The sequence below is a fragment of the Achromobacter spanius genome, assembly GCF_039673305.1.
Taxonomy (GTDB): domain Bacteria; phylum Pseudomonadota; class Gammaproteobacteria; order Burkholderiales; family Burkholderiaceae_B; genus Achromobacter; species Achromobacter spanius_F.
The window spans coordinates 16,822-35,269 of the sequence record NZ_JBDJLJ010000018.1 but is presented as its reverse complement, the minus strand read 5'-3'; the positions used below and the strand labels follow the sequence as shown (position 1 = coordinate 35,269).

Below are 18,448 nucleotides of genomic sequence, written 5' to 3'. Positions count from 1 at the left end.
TCCCGCCCTGCCTTATGCCGCCAGCGCGTCGGCGGCGCGTACGATGCGGGCAAAACGGCCCTGCAGGACCAGTTCGGTGCGGTCGCGGATTTCCGCCGGCGTGTAGTCCCTGCCGGACGGACTCTGCATGGCGAAGGTCAGGGTGGCGTCCGTGGGAAAGGTCACCTTGAATCCGGCGTCGCTGGCGTGGCGGGCCGTGGTTTCGCAGCACTGTTCGGTGCGGATACCGGCCACGATGATGCCTTCGATGCCGTGGCGGGTCAGCCAGTCATGCAGCGAGGCGCCGTCCTCAGCCAGCGCGTAGAGCGAGGAATGGACCGTCTTGTGGAACACGGCGGTGGGGGAGATCCGCAGTTCCTTGAGCGTCCTGACGTGCCCCGAAGCCAGCGAGAACGGGTTGGCGGGGTCGCTGGACGGGCTTTTGTGAAACACCTGCAGGACCGGAATGTCCTTCGCGACGGCCGAATCGATCAGGGGCTGGATCTGCGATAGAAACGCCGGATATTCGGCTTCGTTCCAAAACGGACGTTGCCGAAAGGATTCCTGGACGTCGATGACGATCAGTGCCTGTTTCATTGCTGGGCCTCCTGGCCTGGGTTTTCAAGGGCAATGACGCTATTTTTACCCCGATCTGGCGTCCTTGCGAGCGCGTTCCAAGACGGCCGACGGCCTAAAACGGACATCCGGCGATGGCGTGGTGGGCGGGCCGGAAAGCGCTGCCAGCGCGGCCCCGGCCAGACATACAATCCTGGGCATGAACATTCCAAGCGACTCCGACGACCTTTTCTGGATGCGGCGCGCCCTGGCGCTGGCGCAGACCGTCATGTACACGACCGCGCCCAATCCCCGGGTCGGATGCGTGATCGTCCGCGACGGCCGGGTGCTGGGCGAAGGGGCGACCCAGCCGCCGGGCGGCCCCCACGCAGAGGTCTGCGCGCTGCGCGACGTCCAGTCGCGCGGCGAATCGGCCGCCGGCGCCACGCTGTATGTCACGCTGGAACCGTGCAGCCACTTCGGTCGCACCCCGCCTTGCGTGGATGCCGTGCTGGCGGCCCGGCCCGCGCGTGTGGTGGTGGCCATGGGCGACCCGAACCCCCTGGTCAACGGGCAGGGGCTGGCGCGCCTGCGCGCGGCCGGCATCGCGGTCACGACGGGCGTCTGCCGGGAAGAGGCGCTGGCGGTCAATGCCGGCTTCATTTCGCGCATGAGCCGCGGCCTGCCGTGGGTCTGGATGAAGATGGCGGCATCGCTGGATGGGCGCAGCGCGCTGCATAACGGCATGTCGCAATGGATCACCGGTCCGCAGGCCCGGGCCGATGGCCACCGCTGGCGGGCGCGCAGTTGCGTGGTCCTGACCGGCATGGGCACCGTCCTGAAGGACGACCCGCAGTTGAACGTGCGGGGCGTGGATACGCCCCGGCAGCCGCGCAAGGCCGTGGTGGACGGCAGATTCGAGATTCCCGAGGACGCGCGCCTGTTCGACGGCGCGCAAGTCATCGTGTTCACCGCCCGCGAAGACGCGGCCAAGGCGGCGCGCCTGGCCGACAGGAACGCCCGCGTGGTGTGCCTGCCTGGCGCGGAACCGGGCAGGGTGGACCTTGCCGGAATGATGCGCTGGATGGCGCAGGAACAGTTCAACGAGGTCCACGTCGAGGCCGGCGCCGGCCTGAGCGGCGCGCTGGTGTCGGCCGGATGCGTGGACGAGCTGCTGCTGTATCTGGCGCCGGTGCTGCTTGGCGACGCCGCCGGCATGGTGCGCCTGCCGATGCTCGAGCATCTGGATGCCGCCCGGCGCTACGAATTCATTGAGGCCGCACGCGTCGGCGCGGACCTGTGCGTGCGTGCGCGCGTGGCCGGCACGTGGCGCGAGCTGATGCAGCGCGTCGAATTGCCGGCGCTGTCGTGATTCGCGGACTCGCGATGCTGAACGCGCGCTTTGAAGCGCGCGTTTTTTCATTGAAGCGCGAACTTTATTCACGTCGCGCACGTCATTGCGCTGGCGAGTATCCGCACGGTAGCAAGGGCTACTAGCACTCTGCGCATGCGGCTGCCAATCGCTCGAAAGCCGCGCGCAGCCGACGTTTGCGCGATGCTGATGCAAATCTGGCGGCACAACGCGATGCAATGAGGGCATGCGCAAGCGAGCAATTGTCGTTGCGAACCCCATCGACAAGCGCTGCAATGCGCAAATGAATTGCCACAAAATCGTCAAATGGCTTTAGCATAGGCACATGACTTGGCGCTACGCGCTAACGGCCACACCGCACAGTGCCGCGCGCCCTCGTCACCACGGATTCCCGTGCCGCGACATCGGCGTTGTTCATGACCGACCGGCACGCTGCTGAACGAAGACGCAAAGCGCCGTTCAGACCGCCCGCTGCGATCGCATAGCGGGCGTCACCGGGTTTACTCCCGGCCCATAAGAATCCACCGGGATATCGCTCATCCCTTCAATTCATTGCTGACCATTTCATGCGCGGCCGCGTCAGGCACGCAATATGCGGCGATATGCTGAAGGCAAACGAGTGAACTTGCTCACGTAAGTTGCATTCCCTGACGGAACTTGTATCCAACGGGTGCAGCCTAAACGGAAAGGGCCCGATAGTGCTTACGGTTGATGTGTGGCGAAAGCAACATAACAACTAGCCGAAATCGCCAACTGCGAAGTTGTTTAGTAAAGCGCAGGCGCTGAGGCACAATGGGCATGTAGGGACGTATTGAATTTTTCGCGTGTTGTAGGAGGTTTCCGTGCAAAACATCGTCGAAGGCTTCAAGTCGCAGTATGCAAGAGAGCAGGAATCGGAGCTCTCCCTCGAGGAGTATCTGAACCTCGCCAAACGCGATCCCATGGCGTACGCCAGCCCTGCTGAGCGCATGCTGGCCGCGATCGGCGAACCTGAAATCGTGGATACGCGCAACGACCCACGTCTTTCCCGTTTGTTTTCCAACCGGACCATCCGGCGCTATCCGGCGTTCCAGGAGTTCTACGGCATGGAGGACGTGATCGGGCAGATCGTCGCGTTCTTCAAGCATGCCGCGCAGGGACTGGAAGAGCGCAAGCAAATCCTCTATCTGCTGGGACCGGTGGGCGGCGGCAAGTCGTCCATCGCCGAACGGCTCAAGTCGTTGATGGAAAGCTATCCCATCTACGCCTTGAAAGGATCGCCGGTAAACGAGTCTCCGCTCGGATTGTTCCATCCCGAACGCTTCGGCGACACGCTCGAAAAAGAGTACGGCATTCCGCGGCGCTACCTGACCGGCATCATGTCGCCCTGGGCCGTGAAGCGGCTGAAGGAATTCGACGGCGACATCTCGAAGTTCCGCGTCGTGCGCCTGAATCCGTCGGTGCTGCGCCAGATCGCCATCGCCAAGACCGAGCCGGGCGACGAAAACAACCAGGACATTTCTTCGCTGGTCGGCAAGGTCGACATCCGCAAGCTCGACCGCCACTCTCAGGACGACCCGGACGCCTACAGCTATTCCGGCGGCCTGTGCCTGGCCAACCAGGGGCTGCTTGAATTCGTGGAAATGTTCAAGGCGCCGATCAAGATGCTGCATCCGCTGCTGACGGCCACCCAGGAAGGCAACTTCAAGGGTACCGAAGGCTTTTCCGCGATCCCGTTCAATGGCGCCATCCTGGCCCACTCGAACGAATCGGAATGGCAGACCTTCCGCAACAACAAGCACAACGAGGCCTTCCTTGACCGTATCTACATCGTCAAGGTGCCTTATTGCCTGCAGGTGTCCGAAGAAGTCCGCATCTACGAAAAGCTGCTGCATCACAGCTCGCTGTCCGAAGCGCCGTGCGCGCCCGGAACGCTGGACATGATGGCACAGTTCTCGGTGCTGACCCGCCTGAAGGAACCCGAGAATTCCAGCATCTATTCCAAGCTGCGGGTCTACGACGGCGAAAGCCTGAAGGACGTGGATCCCAAGGCCAAGGCGTTGCAGGAATACAAGGATTACGCCGGCACCGACGAAGGCATGAACGGGGTGTCGACGCGCTTCGCGTACAAGATCCTGTCCAGCGTCTTCAACTATGACCAGACGGAAGTGGCCGCCAATCCGGTGCACCTGATGTACGTGCTGGAGCAGCGGATCGGCCGGGAAGACTATCCCGAGGAAATCCGCCGCCGCTACCTGGAATTCATCAAGGGGTTCCTGGCGCCGCGCTACGCGGAGTTCATCGGCAAGGAAATCCAGACCGCCTATCTGGAGTCCTACTCTGAATACGGCCAGAACATCTTCGACCGCTACGTGACGTTTGCCGACTGCTGGATCCAGGACGAGGAATTCCGCGACCCCGAAACCGGCGAAAGCTTCGATCGCAGCGCGCTGAACGACGAACTGGAAAAGATCGAGAAGCCGGCGGGCATCGCCAATCCGAAGGACTTCCGCAACGAGATCGTCAACTTCGTGCTGCGGGCGCGCGCCAACAACAATGGCCGCAACCCGACCTGGACCAGCTATGAAAAGCTGCGCGAGGTGATCGAGAAGAAGATGTTCTCGAACACGGAAGACCTGCTGCCGGTGATCTCGTTCAACGCCAAGGCGTCGGCCGAGGACAAGTCCAAGCATCAGAGCTTCGTGGACCGGATGGTTGAAAAGGGCTACACGGAAAAGCAGGTCAGGCTGCTGTGCGAGTGGTATCTCCGTGTGAGGAAGTCTTCCTGAGCGAGGAGGTGAATCATGAATTCACTGATCGATCGCCGTCTTAACGGGCGCAATAAAAGCGCCGTTAACCGGGAGCGCTTTCTTAGGCGTTACAAGGACCAGATCCGCAAGGCGGTCCACGGGATGATCCGTGACCGCTCGATCCAGGACATGGACCAGGGCGGGGAAATAAACCTGCCCGCCCGCGATATTTCCGAGCCGACCTTCCGGCACGGCGCGGGCGGCGACCGCGAGCTGGTGCATCCGGGCAACCGCGAGTTCGCCAAGGGCGACACCTTCGACCGGCCGCAGGGCGGCCAGGGAGAGGGCGGGTCCGAACCGGGGGAAGGCGAATCGGTGGACCAGTTCACCTTCAGCCTGTCGCGGGCCGAGTTCCTGAACCTGTTCTTCGAGGATCTGGAGCTGCCTCACCTGGCGCGCAACCAGCTGGGCGAAGTCAGCCAGAAGAAGTGGCAGCGCGCGGGCTATACCACCACCGGTTCGCCCAGCATGCTGAGCATCAGCCGCACGCTCAAGTCGTCCCTGGCGCGGCGGGTGGCGCTGAGCGTGAAGGCGCGCGCCGACCTGGAAGACGCGGAAAAGGCGCTGGCCGAGGCCCGGGGGGGGGGGGCGCCCCCCCCCCCGAGCAAAAAAAGTGAGCGAGAAGAATCTGTAAGGACCCCGAGCCGAGGCCCGGGCGGCGGGCGCGCCCGCCGCCCGGATCCAGGAACGGGAGCAAGACGTCGAGGACTGCCGCGAGCGCCTGGCCCGCGTGCCGTTCCTGGACGACCTGGACCTGCGCTATCGCAACCGTGTGTCGGTGGCCATTCCCATGGCGCGCGCCGTCATGTTCTGCCTGATGGACGTGTCGGGCTCCATGGATGAAGGCAAGAAAGACCTGGCCAAGCGCTTCTTCACGCTGCTGTACCTGTTCCTGTCGCGCAAGTACGAGCACGTGGACCTGGTCTTCATCCGCCACACCGACAACGCCGAGGAAGTGGACGAACAGACGTTCTTCTACGACCCCAAGAGCGGCGGCACCATCGTGCTGTCCGCGCTGGAGCTGATGCGCGAGATCCTGGAAAAGCGCTATCCGCCTTCGGCCTGGAACGTGTATGCGGCGCAGGCCAGCGACGGCGATTCGTTCGGCGCCGACGCCGGCAAGAGCGCGCGCTTCTTGGCGGAGCACCTGCTGCCGTCGACGCGCTACTTTGCCTATATTGAAATCCCCGATTCGCAGGAGGCGCGCAAGAGCAGCCTGTGGGCGGAATATGAACAGAAACTGGAGCCGCATTTCGTCATGCGGCGCATCTGCGACCGGGGCGAAATCTTCCCCGTGTTCCATGACCTGTTCAAGAAGGAGACCGCATGAATGCCATCGTGGGTGCGCTCGTGGAGCCGGAATCGGCCGGCGGGGCCCGGCCGATCTCCCAGGGTTCCGAATGGACGTTCGAACTGATCCAGTCCTATGACGACGCGATCTCCCAGGTCGCGCGCGAGTACGGGCTGGACACGTATCCGAACCAGATCGAGGTCATCACCTCGGAACAGATGCTGGACGCCTATGCGTCGGCCGGCCTGCCCATTGGCTATCCGCACTGGTCATACGGCAAGGAATTCATCCGCAACGAGCAGTTCTACCGCCGCGGCATGCAGGGGCTGGCGTACGAGATCGTCATCAATTCCAACCCGTGCATCTCTTACCTCATGGAAGAGAACTCCATGACGATGCAGGCGCTGGTGATCGCGCACGCCTGCTACGGGCACAACTCGTTCTTCAAGGGCAATTACCTGTTCCGCCAGTGGACCGACGCCGACGGCGTGCTGGACTACCTGGTGTTCGCGCGCAAGTACGTGATGTCCTGCGAGGACCGCTACGGTATCGATGCGGTCGAGGCGCTGCTGGATTCGTGCCATGCGCTGTCGCACCACGGCGTGGACCGCTACAAGCGGCCGACGCCCGTATCGTACAAGGAAGAGGCCGCCCGCCAGGCCGAGCGCCAGGAGCACGCGCGGCTGCAGTACAACGATCTGTGGCGGACGCTGCCGCGCATGGAAGCCGACAAGGACACGCGCGCCGCCGCGTCGGTGTTTCCGCCGGAACCCGAAGAAAACCTGCTGTACTTCATCGAGAAGTATTCGCCCAAGCTGGCCCCCTGGCAGAAGGAGCTGGTGCGCATCGTCCGCAAGATCGCGCAGTATTTCTATCCGCAGACGCAGACCAAGGTCATGAACGAAGGCTGGGCCACGTTCTGGCACTACACCATCCTGAACCGCCTGCACGAAAAAGGACTGGTGAACGACGGCTTCATGATGGAGTTCCTGCAAAGCCACACCAACGTGGTCAGCCAGCGCGGCTTCGATGAGCGCGGCTATGGCGGCATCAATCCGTACGCGCTGGGCTTTGCGATGATGTCGGACATCCGCCGCATCTGCGAGGCGCCCACGCCCGAGGACCGCCGCTGGTTCCCGGACATCGCGGGCGGCGACTGGCTCAAGACGCTGGACTTCGCCATGCGCAACTTCAAGGACGAGTCGTACATCTCGCAGTACTTGTCGCCGCGCCTGATCCGCGAATTCCGGTTCTTCGCGATTTCCGACCACCAAGCCAACCCGAAGCTGGAAGTGGCCGCCATCCACGACGACGACGGTTACCGCGACATCCGGCGCCTGCTGGCCGCGCAGCACAACCGCGACAACCAGGTGCCGGACATCCAGGTCATCCGCTTCAATCGCGATACCGACCGCTCGCTGGTGCTGCGCCACTTGAAGAGCCGCGGCCGGCCCCTGGCGGGCGAGGATGCCGAGCAGGTCATGAAGCATCTGGCCCGCTTGTGGGGCTTTCGCGTTCGGCTGGAGGAAACCGAGCCGGACGGCACGATCAGCTCCTACCGGGAGCAGGACCCACCGGCGTCCGTGTAACGGCGCCGGCAGGGGAAGGGACGCGCGTAGTGCGTCCCTTTTTCTTTGCCAGCTTGCTGTGGCTGCCAGGATTCTGCTAGAATCGCGGATTCGCATTTTTCGCAGCAGAAACTTTGCCGCAGAAAGTGCAGTAGGACAGGTGGCCGAGCGGTTGAAGGCGCACGCCTGGAAAGCGTGTATACGTCAAAAGCGTATCGGGGGTTCGAATCCCCCTCTGTCCGCCAGAATTCTTGCAAGCATTGCTCAGCAATGCCCGAAAACCCGCACCAGCCATGGCTGTGCGGGTTTTTTCTTGTCTGGGCTGCCGAAGCGCGCGCTGTCGGCAACCCCATGAACTCGTCCCGCACAGGCATGCCATGGCGGGGTTCGGCTGCTATGGGCGAATCAAGCGGGCCGTTGGCGCCAACAAGGTACGGCCAGCGCCACCCCGCCCAGCGCCAGGCCTGCGGCAATATCCGCCAGATCATGCTGCCAGGTCGTGACGGTGGAGATCAGGATCAGCAGGCACCAGGCATGCCAGGCCAGCGTTGCCGCATGATGGCCGCGCAGGCGCGGCAGCCACGCCCGCCACACCAGCAGCAGGACCGCCGCATGTAGCGACGGGAACATGTTGACCGGCTGTTCGAAGGCGCGCAGTTGCGCGAAGAGCATGCCCGTCACGCCGTCCGGTTGCGGCAGCGTGCGCGCATTGAATGTGGGCAGCAGCACGAAGCTTGCGAAGCACGCCAGCTGTACCGCCGCGATGCGCGCGGCAAACGTGCGCAGGCTGCGCACGGTGTCGAAGGCGAAGAATGTGCACGGAAACATCAGGTTCAGGGCAAGGTAGGGCCAGATCGTCCAGGCCCAGAACGGAACCGCGGCATCCCACGCGCCATGCCATGAGGCAGGATTCGCGCTGGCCGCGGCCATGCGGTTGCTGGCGCTGTAGCCAACCATGAACAGCAGGCTCAGCGACAGCATCCACGCCAGCGCTTCGCGCCAGGGTTCGGCGTTCGCCAGCGCGGCGCTGCCCTTACCGCTAGAATCCATATCCGGTTCCCTAAGTGAAGACGACTCGCTTTCGATGAACGATCATTCCGGCACGCTGTCCCTGGCCGCCAGTGACTGGGTCAACCACCCCGCCTGGACGCTGATGGAACAGCAACACGATGGCCAGCTCCTGCTCGTCCTGACGGCGGGCTCCGATGAGAGCTATATCGTAGACGAGGCCGCGCCCGACGATGTGGCCCGGCAGGTGTTGGCGGCGTGGCAAGAGCAGCGCCTGGCCACGCTGCTCGACGATCCGCGCTGCGGCGCCGCGGCGCGGCAGATTCAGCGGGCCGGCGCGTTGGCCCCGGCACGGGCGGTGCGTCCCGTCACGGGATACCGCCTGAGCTGGCTCGGCGATCCGCTGCCCGGCCTGGCCGAAGCGCTGCAGGCGCAGCCTGGCGCGGACGGCGGCGGCGAGAACGCCATCGACATCATCGTGCGCACGAATGCGAGCTGGCAGCAGGCGCTGGCGCAATACGCCGGCCTGCGCCCGGACACGCCCCATCTATTCGTTGACGCGGCCTACCACCATACCGTCTGCATCGGCCCCTACGTCGTGCCGGGGCAGACGGCCTGCCTTGCCTGCCTGGGCAACCGCGTGGCGCACCGCTGGGGCGATTTGCCCATGCCGGCCGGTCCCGCCGCATGCCGTCCCGAACTGTTGGCGGCGCTGCTGGCACCGCTGCTCGCGGCGGGCCAGGGCCTGCTGCCGTTTGTCGAATACAGTGTCAGCCTGAACCTGCAGACATTGGCCAGCACGCGCGATAAGGTGTTTCAACTGCCATGGTGTCCGGTGTGCGGCACCGCCACGGCCACGGGAATGCTGCACCTTCCCTGGCACGCCGGCCAGTAGGCCATCAAGGAGTCAGTCAGTCATGTATCGCATGCCCAGCCAGTTTGATCCCGACGGGCGCCAGGACCATCTGGCGGCCGCGGGCGGTGGTTCGACCTCCACCACGTGCTCGAGCTGCGTGGTGACACTGGGGGCGGCCAGCGTCATTACCGCATCGATTTTCGCCAATCTTGGCGAGCGGCCGCCTGCCGTCCAACCGATCGAGGGGCAGGCGCCGGAACCCGCGCTCCCGCCTGCGGTGAAAGAGCCCGCTGGCAACATTCCCACGGCGGGCCTGTCCTCGCCGCCGATGGCGGCCGGCACGCGCAGGCTGCTGGGCGCCCTGGCCCTGGTGCTGGCCACGCTGGGAGGCCTGGCTGGCCTTGGCTTGAGCCTGGGCTTCGCCGCCATCCTGTTCTGCGCGGTCTACATCGGCATTTTCTGCATGGTCTACGAGCGCTCGCAGCGGTCGCCGGGGCGCGGCGCCATCGTTGCGGTGGTGATGCTGGCGGCCATCGGGGTCTGCGCGGCCTTCGAGATGTACGTCTGGATGTCGAATCTGTGACCCTGCCGGGCCTGTTGTCGCGTCATTTGCTGGATCGGGCGGCGGGCACGCGCTGCGGCCTGGTGTTGCCGGCGCAGGGTGTCGAACCGCAGGCCTGTGACGCGCTCGGACCTTTGCTCGATGGGTTGGCGCTGGCCAATGCGGCCGTCCCTGGCGATCCCGTCAATGCGTGGCAAACGGTGTCGGGCGCGGTGGGCGTGGATGAGGACGCCGCGCGGCAAGGCGCGATCGCGGAAGCGCTGGAACGCCTTGCGGCGGCGCGCGTTGAATTGCCTTTGCGCGCACGCGCATCGCTGGATCCGGCTCAGCGCCTGGACGAAGACGCGTTCGCGCTGTTCAGTCCGGCGCAGCGCGGCGCCGACGGCTTTCCCTGGCCCATGGCCCGCCATGACACGGATCTGTTCGCGCCGGTGCATCACCTGGGCGACAACAGGGAACGCTGGGTTCCTCAGGAACTGGTGGGGCTGGGTCCGCGCGCGGGCGACGCGCGCCTGCCTTCCACGTCCAGCGGGCTGGCCGCCTGGCGCGACGCCGCCGAGGGCCCCTGGCTGGCCGTGCTGCGTGCCGCGCAGGAGGTGCTGGAACGCGATGCGCTGGCCGTCACCTGGCTCAATGGCCTGGGCGGACGCCGCCTGGATGCTCCGGCCGACTGGCACGCCTACGCCGTGGAACGCGGCGGCGAACTGGCGGTGTTCGACCTGACGCAGGCCTGGAATCCGCACCCCGTGATCGCGGTGGCGGGCGGCCTGCCTTATCAAGGGCGGCCCCGCCATGTGCTGGGCATCGCGTGCCGCGCCACCGCCGGCGCGGCCTTGCACAAGGCATTGATGGAATGGGCGCAATCGCTGGCGTTCGCTGCGCATCTCGCGAACCGGCAGGCCGGCAGCCTGCCGCGCGATCCCGATCGTCTGCGGCGTTTCGACGAGCATGCGGTGTTCTACACCCTGCGTCCCGAGCTCTGGCGGCAGATCGCGCTGCTGGCGCACGCGCAGCGCACCGGCCGCGCGGCGCCCGTGCCCGTGCCCGACGAAGGCATCGCGTCGCCCGCGGCAGCGGTGCACGCGGTGGTCGACGCGCTTGGCGCGAATGGCATCGACCTCTACTACCGTGAGCTGACGACGGTCGATGTCGCCGCTTGCGGCCTGCGCGTCGTGCGGGTGCTGTCGCCTCAACTGAGCGGCCTGCATGCCGATGAGCGGGCGCCGTTTCTCGGCGGGCGCTGCGGCGATGTGGCGTGGCGCTATCCCGGCAGCACGCGGCGCACCGCGTTTCCCAACCCCTTGCCGCACCCCCTGGGCTGACGCGCATGACTGAACCTTCCGACGCGCCGTTGTTCCGGCTGTTCTGGCAGAACGGCGAGCTCAATCCCACCCGTGCGGCGCTGCTGGGCCGCCGTATCGCCGCTGATGCCGTGCGCCCGCCGGGCACGCCGGCGCCCCGGCATGGCCAGGCGGCCCAGCCCTTGCCGGACGCGCCGGGCGACGAAGCGCGGCGCCTGGCCCGCCGCGAAAGCGCGCGGCGCTTTGGCGCGTCGCCGGTTTCACCGGAAGAACTGGGCCGGCTGCTGCACCCGCTGCGAGCGCACGCGGGCCGGGAGAACCGGCTATTGCCGTCGGGCGGGGGCAAGTATCCCTTGCATGTCTACGTGGCCCTGCGCCATGCCGGAATGCCGTCGGCGTGGCAAGGCCGGATCGCCTGGTACGACAGCGCCAGCCACGGCCTCGCGCCGGTCGGCGACTGTCCGGCCTGGCCCGCGCTATCCGGCATGCTGGGCGTCGACTGGCCCGAGCCGCCGGCCGCGGTGGTCTTCTTGATTGGCCGGCCCGAAACCATGCTGGCCAAGTATGGTGAACGAGGCGGGCGCTTCCTGCTGATCGAGGCGGGCGTGTATCTGGGCGCGCTGGGCCAGCAGGCGGCTGACATGGGATGGTCGGGTTGCGCGATCGGGTCGTTTCACGATGAGGCCGTGCTGGACCTGCTGCAGCTGGACGCATCCCGGCATCTGGCGGTGCTGGCATACGCGTGCGGGCCGGGCGCCGATGCAAGCCGCGGTCCGACGACATGAGCTGGCTCTATCAGATGGCGGGCGCGGGCCCGCGGGTTGCCCGTGCTGTTCATCACGGGCTGGTCTGGGTGCTTCACGCGGCGCCGATCATCGTCATGCTCGCGGTCTGGTACGCGAACGATGAGTATTGGTTTGCGCCGAGGGGCGACGCGCTGGCGATTTCGTCGGGCTGGCTTGCGTTCCTGACCAGCCGGCGTGCGCTCCTGTGGCTGCGGGCCGATTCGATCGAGGCAGGTTTCAGCGCGCAGCGCGGCCAGCCCCTGATCGAGCGCGACAGCCGAGGCCTGGACCTGCAAGCGGTGGATAGCCAGTTGCGTCGCTTCGGATGGTTGCTGTTGCCGCTGTGGCTGGCGTGGATCGCGCTGGTGCAGCAGTTCCTGCCGCCGCACGCGGCCGAGAAGTATCCGCTGCTGCGCAACGTCGCCGTTCACATGGACGCGATCAACGGTGCGCCGCGAACCCGAAAGGACGTGGACAGGCCGGGCAAGGCCAGCATTTCGCTGGAATACAGCGTCTATCCCTGGAACGAGGTCATCTACCTGGCAAACAGGGCCTGGCTGGCGCACGACGGCTGGCGCATGCTCGAAGACGATGGCGGCGCGCTGTTCTGCAAGGACGGCATGGTTGCCGTACTGCGCAAGCCGGATGAATTGGCGTACGGCAACTACGTCATCCTGCTCGAGTACACCATCGAATCCCTGAAGTGCCCGGCTAAGCGCCATTGCCCACGATCGGCGACACGTCCAGCACATACATCTGCCGCTCCCCTTCATGCACGGAGTCGATGCTGGCCTGGGCCAGGGAACGACCAGGCGGTAACGGTTACTAAGCACGCACGATCGTGTTTTTTACAGAGACCCCCACATGTCCGCCGACCACGCCCCTGTTCCGGGCCGCGCTTGCGTCCCGCGCAGCGCCGGAGCCCCCCGATGATCCCGCGCGCCGGGCAAACGCTCGGCCTGGAGATGGAGATGGCCGTGGCGCGCCGCGACACGGGCGCCAGTCATGCTGTGGCGGGCTACTTCGGGCGGTTGGCCGGGATCAAGGCCGCGCGCGATGAACTGCCGGACTTGTACCGCATTGCCGGGCGGGATGCCGGGGTGCTGGTGGCCGCGGGCGAGAGCGGGCTGGACAATGGCTTCAACCTGCTGGAGACCGCCTTTGCGCCGGTGTCCGCGGAACAGGGCGGACTGGCGGAACTGGGCCGCCGCGTGCGGCGCGAACTGGAAGACGCGCAGGCGGCGCTGGATGCGGAAGGCGCGATGGTGCTGAACGTGTCCGAGCACCCGGCCTGCACGCTGGACCCGGCCTGGTACGCCGCCGTGCAGGTGCCGCGCCCCATCTACCGCGAACTGGTTGGACACCGGGAGTGGCTGCACCGCGTGGGCATCGACGCCAAGGCGCAGAACAGCCCGTGCACGTCGATCGACGTGCGCCAGGCGGCGCGCGCGCTGAACGTGGTGCTGGCGCTGGCGCCCGCCAGCGTGGCGCTGTTTGCAAACAGCCCGTTGGAGAACGGCCGCGAAACCGGCTTCAAGGAGAACCGGCTGACGGTCTGGGACCGCATGTTCCGCTATTCGCGCTACGCGGGCGATCACTATCTGCAGCGGTTGCCCGAACGTCCCTTCGCCGACCTCGGGGATTATTTCCGCTGGATGTTCGGAGCCGGGACGGCAAGCCGTTGCCTGCCCCTGGCGGTGGAGGACGGCTACAAGTCGGCGGTGGGCGTGTACCTGCAGGGCAGTCCGGCGCTGTCGCGTTTCATGGCGTCCGACGGTTGGCCGGGATTGCGCACCGACACGGGCGCGGCCGTGACCGTGACGCCGCACGGCGGGCATTTCGAGTACTCGCAGTTCGCGCATTTCCTGGACGCGCGATGGCGCTATCGCCTGCAGTCGCCGCCGCCGCTGCAGGCGCTGCGCGACGCGTGGCAGCGGCCCGGCGGCATCGAAGAACTGTATGCGGGCCTGGGCGTGACGGGGTATATCGAAGGGCGCGCGCCGGGCGCGGGCTTTGCCGATGCGCAACTGGTGCAGGAAGCCGGCGAGGCGGTGGCGGCCACCACGGTGATGGCGCCGTCCGCTTTGCAGCTGGGCCTCATGCGCAACCTGGACCAGGCGGAAGACCTGGTGCGCGAATGGAGCTGGCTGCGTCTGCGCGGCCTGCGGGCCGAGGCGATGCGCCACGCGCTGGACGACGACGCCGTGTGCGCGCTGGCGCGCGACACGCTGGCCGTGGCCGCAGGCGGGCTGGATGCCGGCGAACGGCATTGGCTGGACTACGCGCGTTACGTGGCCGACAGCCGCAGCACCGGCGCGGACCGGCTATTGCGGCTGTGGCGCGGCCATGCCGGCGATTCCAGCCGCCTGCAGGCCGTGTGTCGGGCGAGGGCGGCGCTGCCGCTTTGACCCGGCAGCGCAACCCGGACCGCATCCCGAGACCGGGGCGGATCCGGGCAGGCCGGGCCGCGGCTACACCTGCAGCATCGTCAGCGGGGGCGGCGCGCCGTTGCCCGGGCCATTGATGAGCGCCAGCAGCCGCGACTGCTGCGCGTCCGGACTGGGCAGGGACTGCAGCGCCAGCTTTTCGTCGGGCGTCAGCATGGCCGCCACTTCTTCCAGGGAGTCGCATCGCATCGAGTAGGCCTGCTGCGTGCGGGCGTCGATCTGCTCCAGCGCCTTCCAGGCGGACAGCATGTGGGCCTGGTGCTGCGTCTCGTCGCTGATGCTGGACGTGAGCGTCTTGATGTCGCCATGGAAAACCGGCAGGGCGTTCGGCCCGGCATTCCACACCTTCTTCTGGTCCTTCAGGTTGGCGCCGGCCTGGTCGGGATGGCTGGTGATCAGGTTCACGAAAAACGCCTTGACCTTGTCCAGCACGCCTTGCGGCTTGGGCTCGGGCTTGCCGCCGTGCATGATCTGGTAGCCCTTGCCGTTCTCGTCGAAGGTCAGGAGCAGGGTGCGGGCCCGCATCTCGCCCTTTGCGCCGTCGTCCAGATGCACGCGCGCGCCGGTGGCGTCGTTGGGCTTGAGGAACACCTCGGACGGCATGTTGCTGCCGATGCCGCCGTCGGCGAAAACCTTCTTTTCGCCGTCCATCTCGATCGACACGGCCTTGAAGGCGATGGGGAAGGCCATCGACATGCGCGCGGCGTAGGCGACCGGCATGTCGGGCGCGGTCTGCGCGTCGAAATACATTTCCTTCTGGTCGGTCTTGTTCCAGCCGGTCAGCGTCAGGTTCTTGAATTTGTCGGGCGCCAGTTCATGCATCGATTTCAGGTCGCCGAAGGTGACCATCTTGCCTTGCCGGTTGTCGTCGAAATCCTGCGGCTGGCGCAGTTCGTCCAGTCGGACCTGCGCCACGGGGTCAAGCTGCGCCAGCCTGGCCTGGAAGGCGGGGTTGTTCCAGTTGCTGTTCAGGAAGGCGGCGACGCTGTTGGCGCTGCTCTGGTCCACGACCTTCAGCGAGGCGACGGCGGGCGCGAGGCCACCCTCCATTTGCAGGTCCGGATACAGGCGGGTGAGGTCGCTGCCGCCCTTGAGCGCGTCCAGCACGCCGGGGCGGAACAGCGCGTCCGCGGGGCCGCTTTCGAATTCCGACGCCGACAGGCCGCAAGCCAGGCAGGTGGCCGTCAACGCACCAGCGGAGGAACCGGCCAGGTTCTTCAGGCCGGCCATCATGCCGGACTTCTCCATCTGGTCCAGCGCGGCGCTGTAGCCGATGCCCTTGGCGCCGCCGCCGCGCAGCACCAGGTTTTCGAGTTGCGGCGCGGGCCGGATGACGACGAACTTGCCCTTGTGCGGGATGATCTGCGGGCTTGTGTCCGCCGGGCGCAGGTTGGACAGCAATTCGTTGCGCGCGGCGTCCACCTTCAGGCGGTCCAGCGCCATCGCGGCCTGCGAGCCGGCCTTCTTCATGGCGGAGGCGAAGTCCTTGCCGCCGACCGAGCCGTCTTCCTTGCGCGGCAGCGCGTCGAAGGTGCGCTGCATGATGGATTCGAACTTCGCCACCGCTTCGCCGGCGAAACCTTCGATGCCCTTCGGGCCCATCATGTCGACCAGCGCGCGGGACTCCTGCATGAAGTACTGCGTGAAAGACTGCTTGGCCGCCTGCACGTGATCGGCGTTGCTGTCGGGCGTGACGAACAGGCCCTTGAGCTGGCCGAGCAGCGAGGTGGGGGCCTGGGCCGGCGCCTGCCAGACCTGGGCGCTGGCGCTGTTCTGGATCTGGCTGGAAATGTTCGTCATGCCAGTTCTCCCGGTGCGACCGACACGGCGCCGCCGGTGCCGCCAAACGCGACCTGCGCGTTCTCCAGCGACAGGCTCCTGACGAGCGCGCGCGTGTCCAGCGCCTGCGTCACCTGGTACTGCAGCCAGCGCGGCCAGATGTCGTCGTCCAGCCGGTCCAGCGCGATGCGGGCGGTGGCGGCCACGAAATCGCGGCTGTCCAGGCCGATGGCGAAGGCGTTGCCGCGCAGCGCGTTCTGGTTGATCAGCAGGGCGCCCTTGATGACGGCGCGGCGCAGGCTGCCTAGCAGGGCCACGGCGTCGTGCAGGTAGAAGTCCGCGACGATGAGGCGGTTGGACGGATGCAGCGTGATGCGGCCGGGCAGGTCGTCGAACAGCAGGTCGAACTGGCGGGCGCCGGCGGGCAGGGCGTCCAGGCCGCAGCTCCGGGCCAATCGCGCCAGATCACGCTCGGCGCGCTGCGCATCGCCGGGCAGGGCGCGCGCGTCGGCGGGCAGCAGGGGCAGGGCGTCGGCGGCTTCGCCGGGCGCGTCCTCCATCTGGTCCAGTTCGCGCAGCAGCGCTTCGGCCGCATCCTGCAGCGGCTGGGCGTCGCAGGCGGCGTAGAGCGGCACGCTCAGGCTGACGCCCAGCTCGGGCGTGATGCCGCCGACCAGGCCGGCGCCCATGCGCGTGTCGAACGTGCGGCGCAGCAGGGCCTCGCCCATCAGGTCGTCGGTATCCGGCGCGTCCTGGAAGGCGCGCCGCCAGGCGGTCAGCACGACGCTGCCTTCGTTCGGGTTGGTCGCCATGCCGAGCTGGCGCTGGTCGTCCAGCGGAACAGCCCATTGCGCGGGCGGCGGCGCGTCGCCGGCGGGGTGGAAGACTGCGCGCGTGTACTCGGCGGCGGCCTGCGCGATGTCGGAAATCGAGTTGTGTGCCATTGGGGGCCTCACGGAGTGGAATCTGGTCCGTGAGTAACGGGAGTCCGCCAGTGAGTTCCCCGATTGGCCGGCGCACTGAACGCGGGTAAGATGGCGCCTCGTCTTTTCCGCCCCAGCTTGCGCAGCCGCCTGGACTTCGCGGCCGCAGCTCCTTAGCCTACCGTGTCAGATCCCCTATTCGCCCGGATCCTCTCCGAACTCGGCCAGACCCTGGGCATACCCGCCCTGGCGCCCGCGGAAGGCGGGCTGTGCCAGCTTGCCTTCGATGGCCGGCATCTGGTGCAGATCATGGAGCACGGCGCGCGCGCGCAGATACTGCTGTCGTGCGCCGTCGGGGGCAAGATGGACGGCGCGCTGGCGCTGCTGGCCGCGCAAAGCAATTTCATGCAGGCCGGCGGCGGCGTGGTGGCCTGCGCGGCGCCCGACGGGCGCTTGCACCTGCAATTGGGCGTGCCGCGCGCCGATTGCCGCGCCGACACCCTGATGGCCGCGATCGACGCGTTGCTTGCCCAGGCCGAAGCCTGGGAGAAGCGCAGCGCGCGCGCGGAGCCGGACGTGGATGCGCTGCGGCGCAACCCCGCCTTCATGATGCAGTCGGTATAGGGCGGCGACGCCGCCCGGACCTTCAGCTCGACTTCTGGATCACGCCCTTCAGCGAATCGGCGATCTGCTTGGTGATCGTGCTCTGGATGTCGATCATCATCGTCCACTGCTGGATCTGCTGCTGCATCTGCAGCATCTGCGCCTGCGACACGCTGCCGTCGGCGTTGGTGCCCATGTTGGCCAGCGTCGACTGCAGATTGGTTTCCTGCGTGCGGATGCTGTCGTAGATGGTGCTATTGACGGTGTTGAAGTTCAGGCCGGACGAGCCGGAAAGACCGTTGATTGCCATGCTGCGTCTCCTTAGCGGGACAGGGGATTGAATGCGGACGGCCGTCGCGGCGCGCCGGCGTCCGGGGTGGATTGGGAAGGGTGCTGCGCCAGGACTTCGCGGGCCGCCTTGGCGGCTTCAGCCACGGCGACGCAATCCTGGAACGCGGCGGGCGGCAGGCCCGCGTCCAGCCGGGTGCGGGCGGCGTGTTCCAGCCGCGCCAGGCGCGCGGCCAGCGATGCGCCCAGTTCCGCGCCGCCGGGGGCGGCAAGGCGTTGTTCCAGTTCGGTCAGGGCGGTGGGCGTGTTCATGGGCGGCGGGTGTCGGGTTGGGGCGATGGG

The 18,448-nt window shown here is 66.7% G+C and carries 15 protein-coding genes, 1 tRNA gene and 1 pseudogene; 11 read left to right on the top strand and 6 right to left on the bottom strand.

All coding sequences use genetic code 11. The features are described from left to right. Positions 1 to 12 precede the first annotated feature (12 nt). Positions 13 to 576, bottom strand: coding sequence for a cysteine hydrolase family protein (locus tag ABE485_RS16385; RefSeq protein WP_346516323.1), 564 nt, complete (start codon positions 574 to 576; stop codon positions 13 to 15). 178 nt (positions 577 to 754) lie between these two features. Here ABE485_RS16385 and ribD point away from each other — a divergent pair, with 178 nt between their 5' ends. From ribD to ABE485_RS16360, 5 genes and pseudogenes are all read left to right on the top strand, one after another. Further along, complete coding sequence (ribD, locus tag ABE485_RS16380) at positions 755 to 1,906, top strand: bifunctional diaminohydroxyphosphoribosylaminopyrimidine deaminase/5-amino-6-(5-phosphoribosylamino)uracil reductase RibD (protein ID WP_346516322.1); 1,152 nt, start codon at positions 755 to 757, stop codon at positions 1,904 to 1,906. 851 nt (positions 1,907 to 2,757) lie between these two features. Next, positions 2,758 to 4,674: a PrkA family serine protein kinase gene (locus ABE485_RS16375; protein WP_430795433.1), complete on the top strand. Its 1,917-nt coding sequence runs from the start codon at positions 2,758 to 2,760 to the stop codon at positions 4,672 to 4,674. Between the two features lie 15 nt (positions 4,675 to 4,689). Continuing rightward, a pseudogene (locus tag ABE485_RS16370) lies at positions 4,690 to 6,025 on the top strand (YeaH/YhbH family protein). Further along, positions 6,022 to 7,575, top strand: coding sequence for a SpoVR family protein (locus ABE485_RS16365; protein WP_346516320.1), 1,554 nt, complete (start codon positions 6,022 to 6,024; stop codon positions 7,573 to 7,575). The pseudogene ABE485_RS16370 and the gene ABE485_RS16365 overlap by 4 nt, the downstream one beginning before the upstream one ends. Positions 7,576 to 7,708: 133 nt before the next feature. After that, positions 7,709 to 7,799: transfer RNA gene (locus ABE485_RS16360), tRNA-Ser, on the top strand. Positions 7,800 to 7,959: 160 nt separating this feature from the next. On the opposite strand, the gene ABE485_RS16355 is transcribed toward ABE485_RS16360, so the two are convergent. Next, a complete protein-coding gene (locus tag ABE485_RS16355) occupies positions 7,960 to 8,604 on the bottom strand; it encodes a phosphatase PAP2 family protein (protein WP_346516319.1) in 645 nt (214 codons plus the stop codon). A gap of 34 nt (positions 8,605 to 8,638) precedes the next feature. On the opposite strand from ABE485_RS16355, the gene ABE485_RS16350 reads away from it, so the two are divergent. The 5 genes from ABE485_RS16350 to ABE485_RS31240 all read left to right on the top strand — a co-directional run bounded on the left by ABE485_RS16350 (position 8,639) and on the right by ABE485_RS31240 (position 14,474). Then, a complete protein-coding gene (locus ABE485_RS16350; RefSeq protein ID WP_346516318.1) occupies positions 8,639 to 9,457 on the top strand; it encodes a hypothetical protein in 819 nt (272 codons plus the stop codon). Positions 9,458 to 9,479: 22 nt separating this feature from the next. Further along, a complete protein-coding gene (locus tag ABE485_RS16345) occupies positions 9,480 to 10,001 on the top strand; it encodes a hypothetical protein (protein WP_346516317.1) in 522 nt (173 codons plus the stop codon). After that, positions 9,998 to 11,302 carry a YcaO-like family protein gene (locus ABE485_RS16340; protein ID WP_346516316.1) on the top strand — a complete coding sequence of 435 codons (1,305 nt, stop codon included), beginning with the start codon at positions 9,998 to 10,000 and terminating at the stop codon, positions 11,300 to 11,302. The genes ABE485_RS16345 and ABE485_RS16340 overlap by 4 nt, the downstream gene beginning before the upstream one ends. Before the next feature lie 5 nt (positions 11,303 to 11,307). Further along, the gene (locus tag ABE485_RS16335) at positions 11,308 to 12,066 is read left to right on the top strand and encodes a SagB/ThcOx family dehydrogenase (protein ID WP_346516315.1); all 759 of its coding nucleotides are present in this window, start codon (positions 11,308 to 11,310) and stop codon (positions 12,064 to 12,066) included. 929 nt (positions 12,067 to 12,995) lie between these two features. Beyond that, positions 12,996 to 14,474, top strand: coding sequence for a glutamate-cysteine ligase family protein (locus ABE485_RS31240; RefSeq protein WP_430795432.1), 1,479 nt, complete (start codon positions 12,996 to 12,998; stop codon positions 14,472 to 14,474). A 63-nt stretch (positions 14,475 to 14,537) separates the two neighbouring features. On the opposite strand, the gene ABE485_RS16325 is transcribed toward ABE485_RS31240, so the two are convergent. After that, a complete protein-coding gene (locus tag ABE485_RS16325) occupies positions 14,538 to 16,313 on the bottom strand; it encodes a patatin-like phospholipase family protein (RefSeq protein WP_346516313.1) in 1,776 nt (591 codons plus the stop codon). Then, positions 16,310 to 17,236: a hypothetical protein gene (locus tag ABE485_RS16320; protein WP_346516312.1), complete on the bottom strand. Its 927-nt coding sequence runs from the start codon at positions 17,234 to 17,236 to the stop codon at positions 16,310 to 16,312. Before ABE485_RS16320 ends, ABE485_RS16325 begins: the two co-directional genes overlap by 4 nt. Positions 17,237 to 17,398: 162 nt before the next feature. On the opposite strand from ABE485_RS16320, the gene ABE485_RS16315 reads away from it, so the two are divergent. Then, positions 17,399 to 17,839 (top strand): type III secretion system chaperone, encoded by a 441-nt coding sequence (locus tag ABE485_RS16315; protein ID WP_346516311.1) that lies wholly within the window; start codon positions 17,399 to 17,401, stop codon positions 17,837 to 17,839. 22 nt (positions 17,840 to 17,861) lie between these two features. On the opposite strand, the gene ABE485_RS16310 is transcribed toward ABE485_RS16315, so the two are convergent. Together ABE485_RS16310 and ABE485_RS16305 are read right to left on the bottom strand one after the other, a co-directional pair. Then, entirely contained in the window at positions 17,862 to 18,128 is a 267-nt protein-coding gene (locus ABE485_RS16310) for an EscF/YscF/HrpA family type III secretion system needle major subunit (RefSeq protein WP_346516310.1), read from the bottom strand. 11 nt (positions 18,129 to 18,139) lie between these two features. Further along, positions 18,140 to 18,418: a hypothetical protein gene (locus tag ABE485_RS16305; protein WP_346516309.1), complete on the bottom strand. Its 279-nt coding sequence runs from the start codon at positions 18,416 to 18,418 to the stop codon at positions 18,140 to 18,142. Positions 18,419 to 18,448: the final 30 nt, after the last annotated feature.

Coding starts and splice junctions, on each gene's coding strand:
- ABE485_RS16385 (WP_346516323.1), bottom strand. CDS start 576: ATGAAACAGGCACTGATCGTCATCGACGTCCAGGAATCCTTTCGGCAA.
- ribD (WP_346516322.1), top strand. CDS start 755: ATGAACATTCCAAGCGACTCCGACGACCTTTTCTGGATGCGGCGCGCC.
- ABE485_RS16365 (WP_346516320.1), top strand. CDS start 6,022: ATGAATGCCATCGTGGGTGCGCTCGTGGAGCCGGAATCGGCCGGCGGG.
- ABE485_RS16355 (WP_346516319.1), bottom strand. CDS start 8,604: ATGGATTCTAGCGGTAAGGGCAGCGCCGCGCTGGCGAACGCCGAACCC.
- ABE485_RS16350 (WP_346516318.1), top strand. CDS start 8,639: ATGAACGATCATTCCGGCACGCTGTCCCTGGCCGCCAGTGACTGGGTC.
- ABE485_RS16345 (WP_346516317.1), top strand. CDS start 9,480: ATGTATCGCATGCCCAGCCAGTTTGATCCCGACGGGCGCCAGGACCAT.
- ABE485_RS16335 (WP_346516315.1), top strand. CDS start 11,308: ATGACTGAACCTTCCGACGCGCCGTTGTTCCGGCTGTTCTGGCAGAAC.
- ABE485_RS31240 (WP_430795432.1), top strand. CDS start 12,996: ATGATCCCGCGCGCCGGGCAAACGCTCGGCCTGGAGATGGAGATGGCC.
- ABE485_RS16325 (WP_346516313.1), bottom strand. CDS start 16,313: ATGACGAACATTTCCAGCCAGATCCAGAACAGCGCCAGCGCCCAGGTC.
- ABE485_RS16320 (WP_346516312.1), bottom strand. CDS start 17,236: ATGGCACACAACTCGATTTCCGACATCGCGCAGGCCGCCGCCGAGTAC.
- ABE485_RS16310 (WP_346516310.1), bottom strand. CDS start 18,128: ATGGCAATCAACGGTCTTTCCGGCTCGTCCGGCCTGAACTTCAACACC.
- ABE485_RS16305 (WP_346516309.1), bottom strand. CDS start 18,418: ATGAACACGCCCACCGCCCTGACCGAACTGGAACAACGCCTTGCCGCC.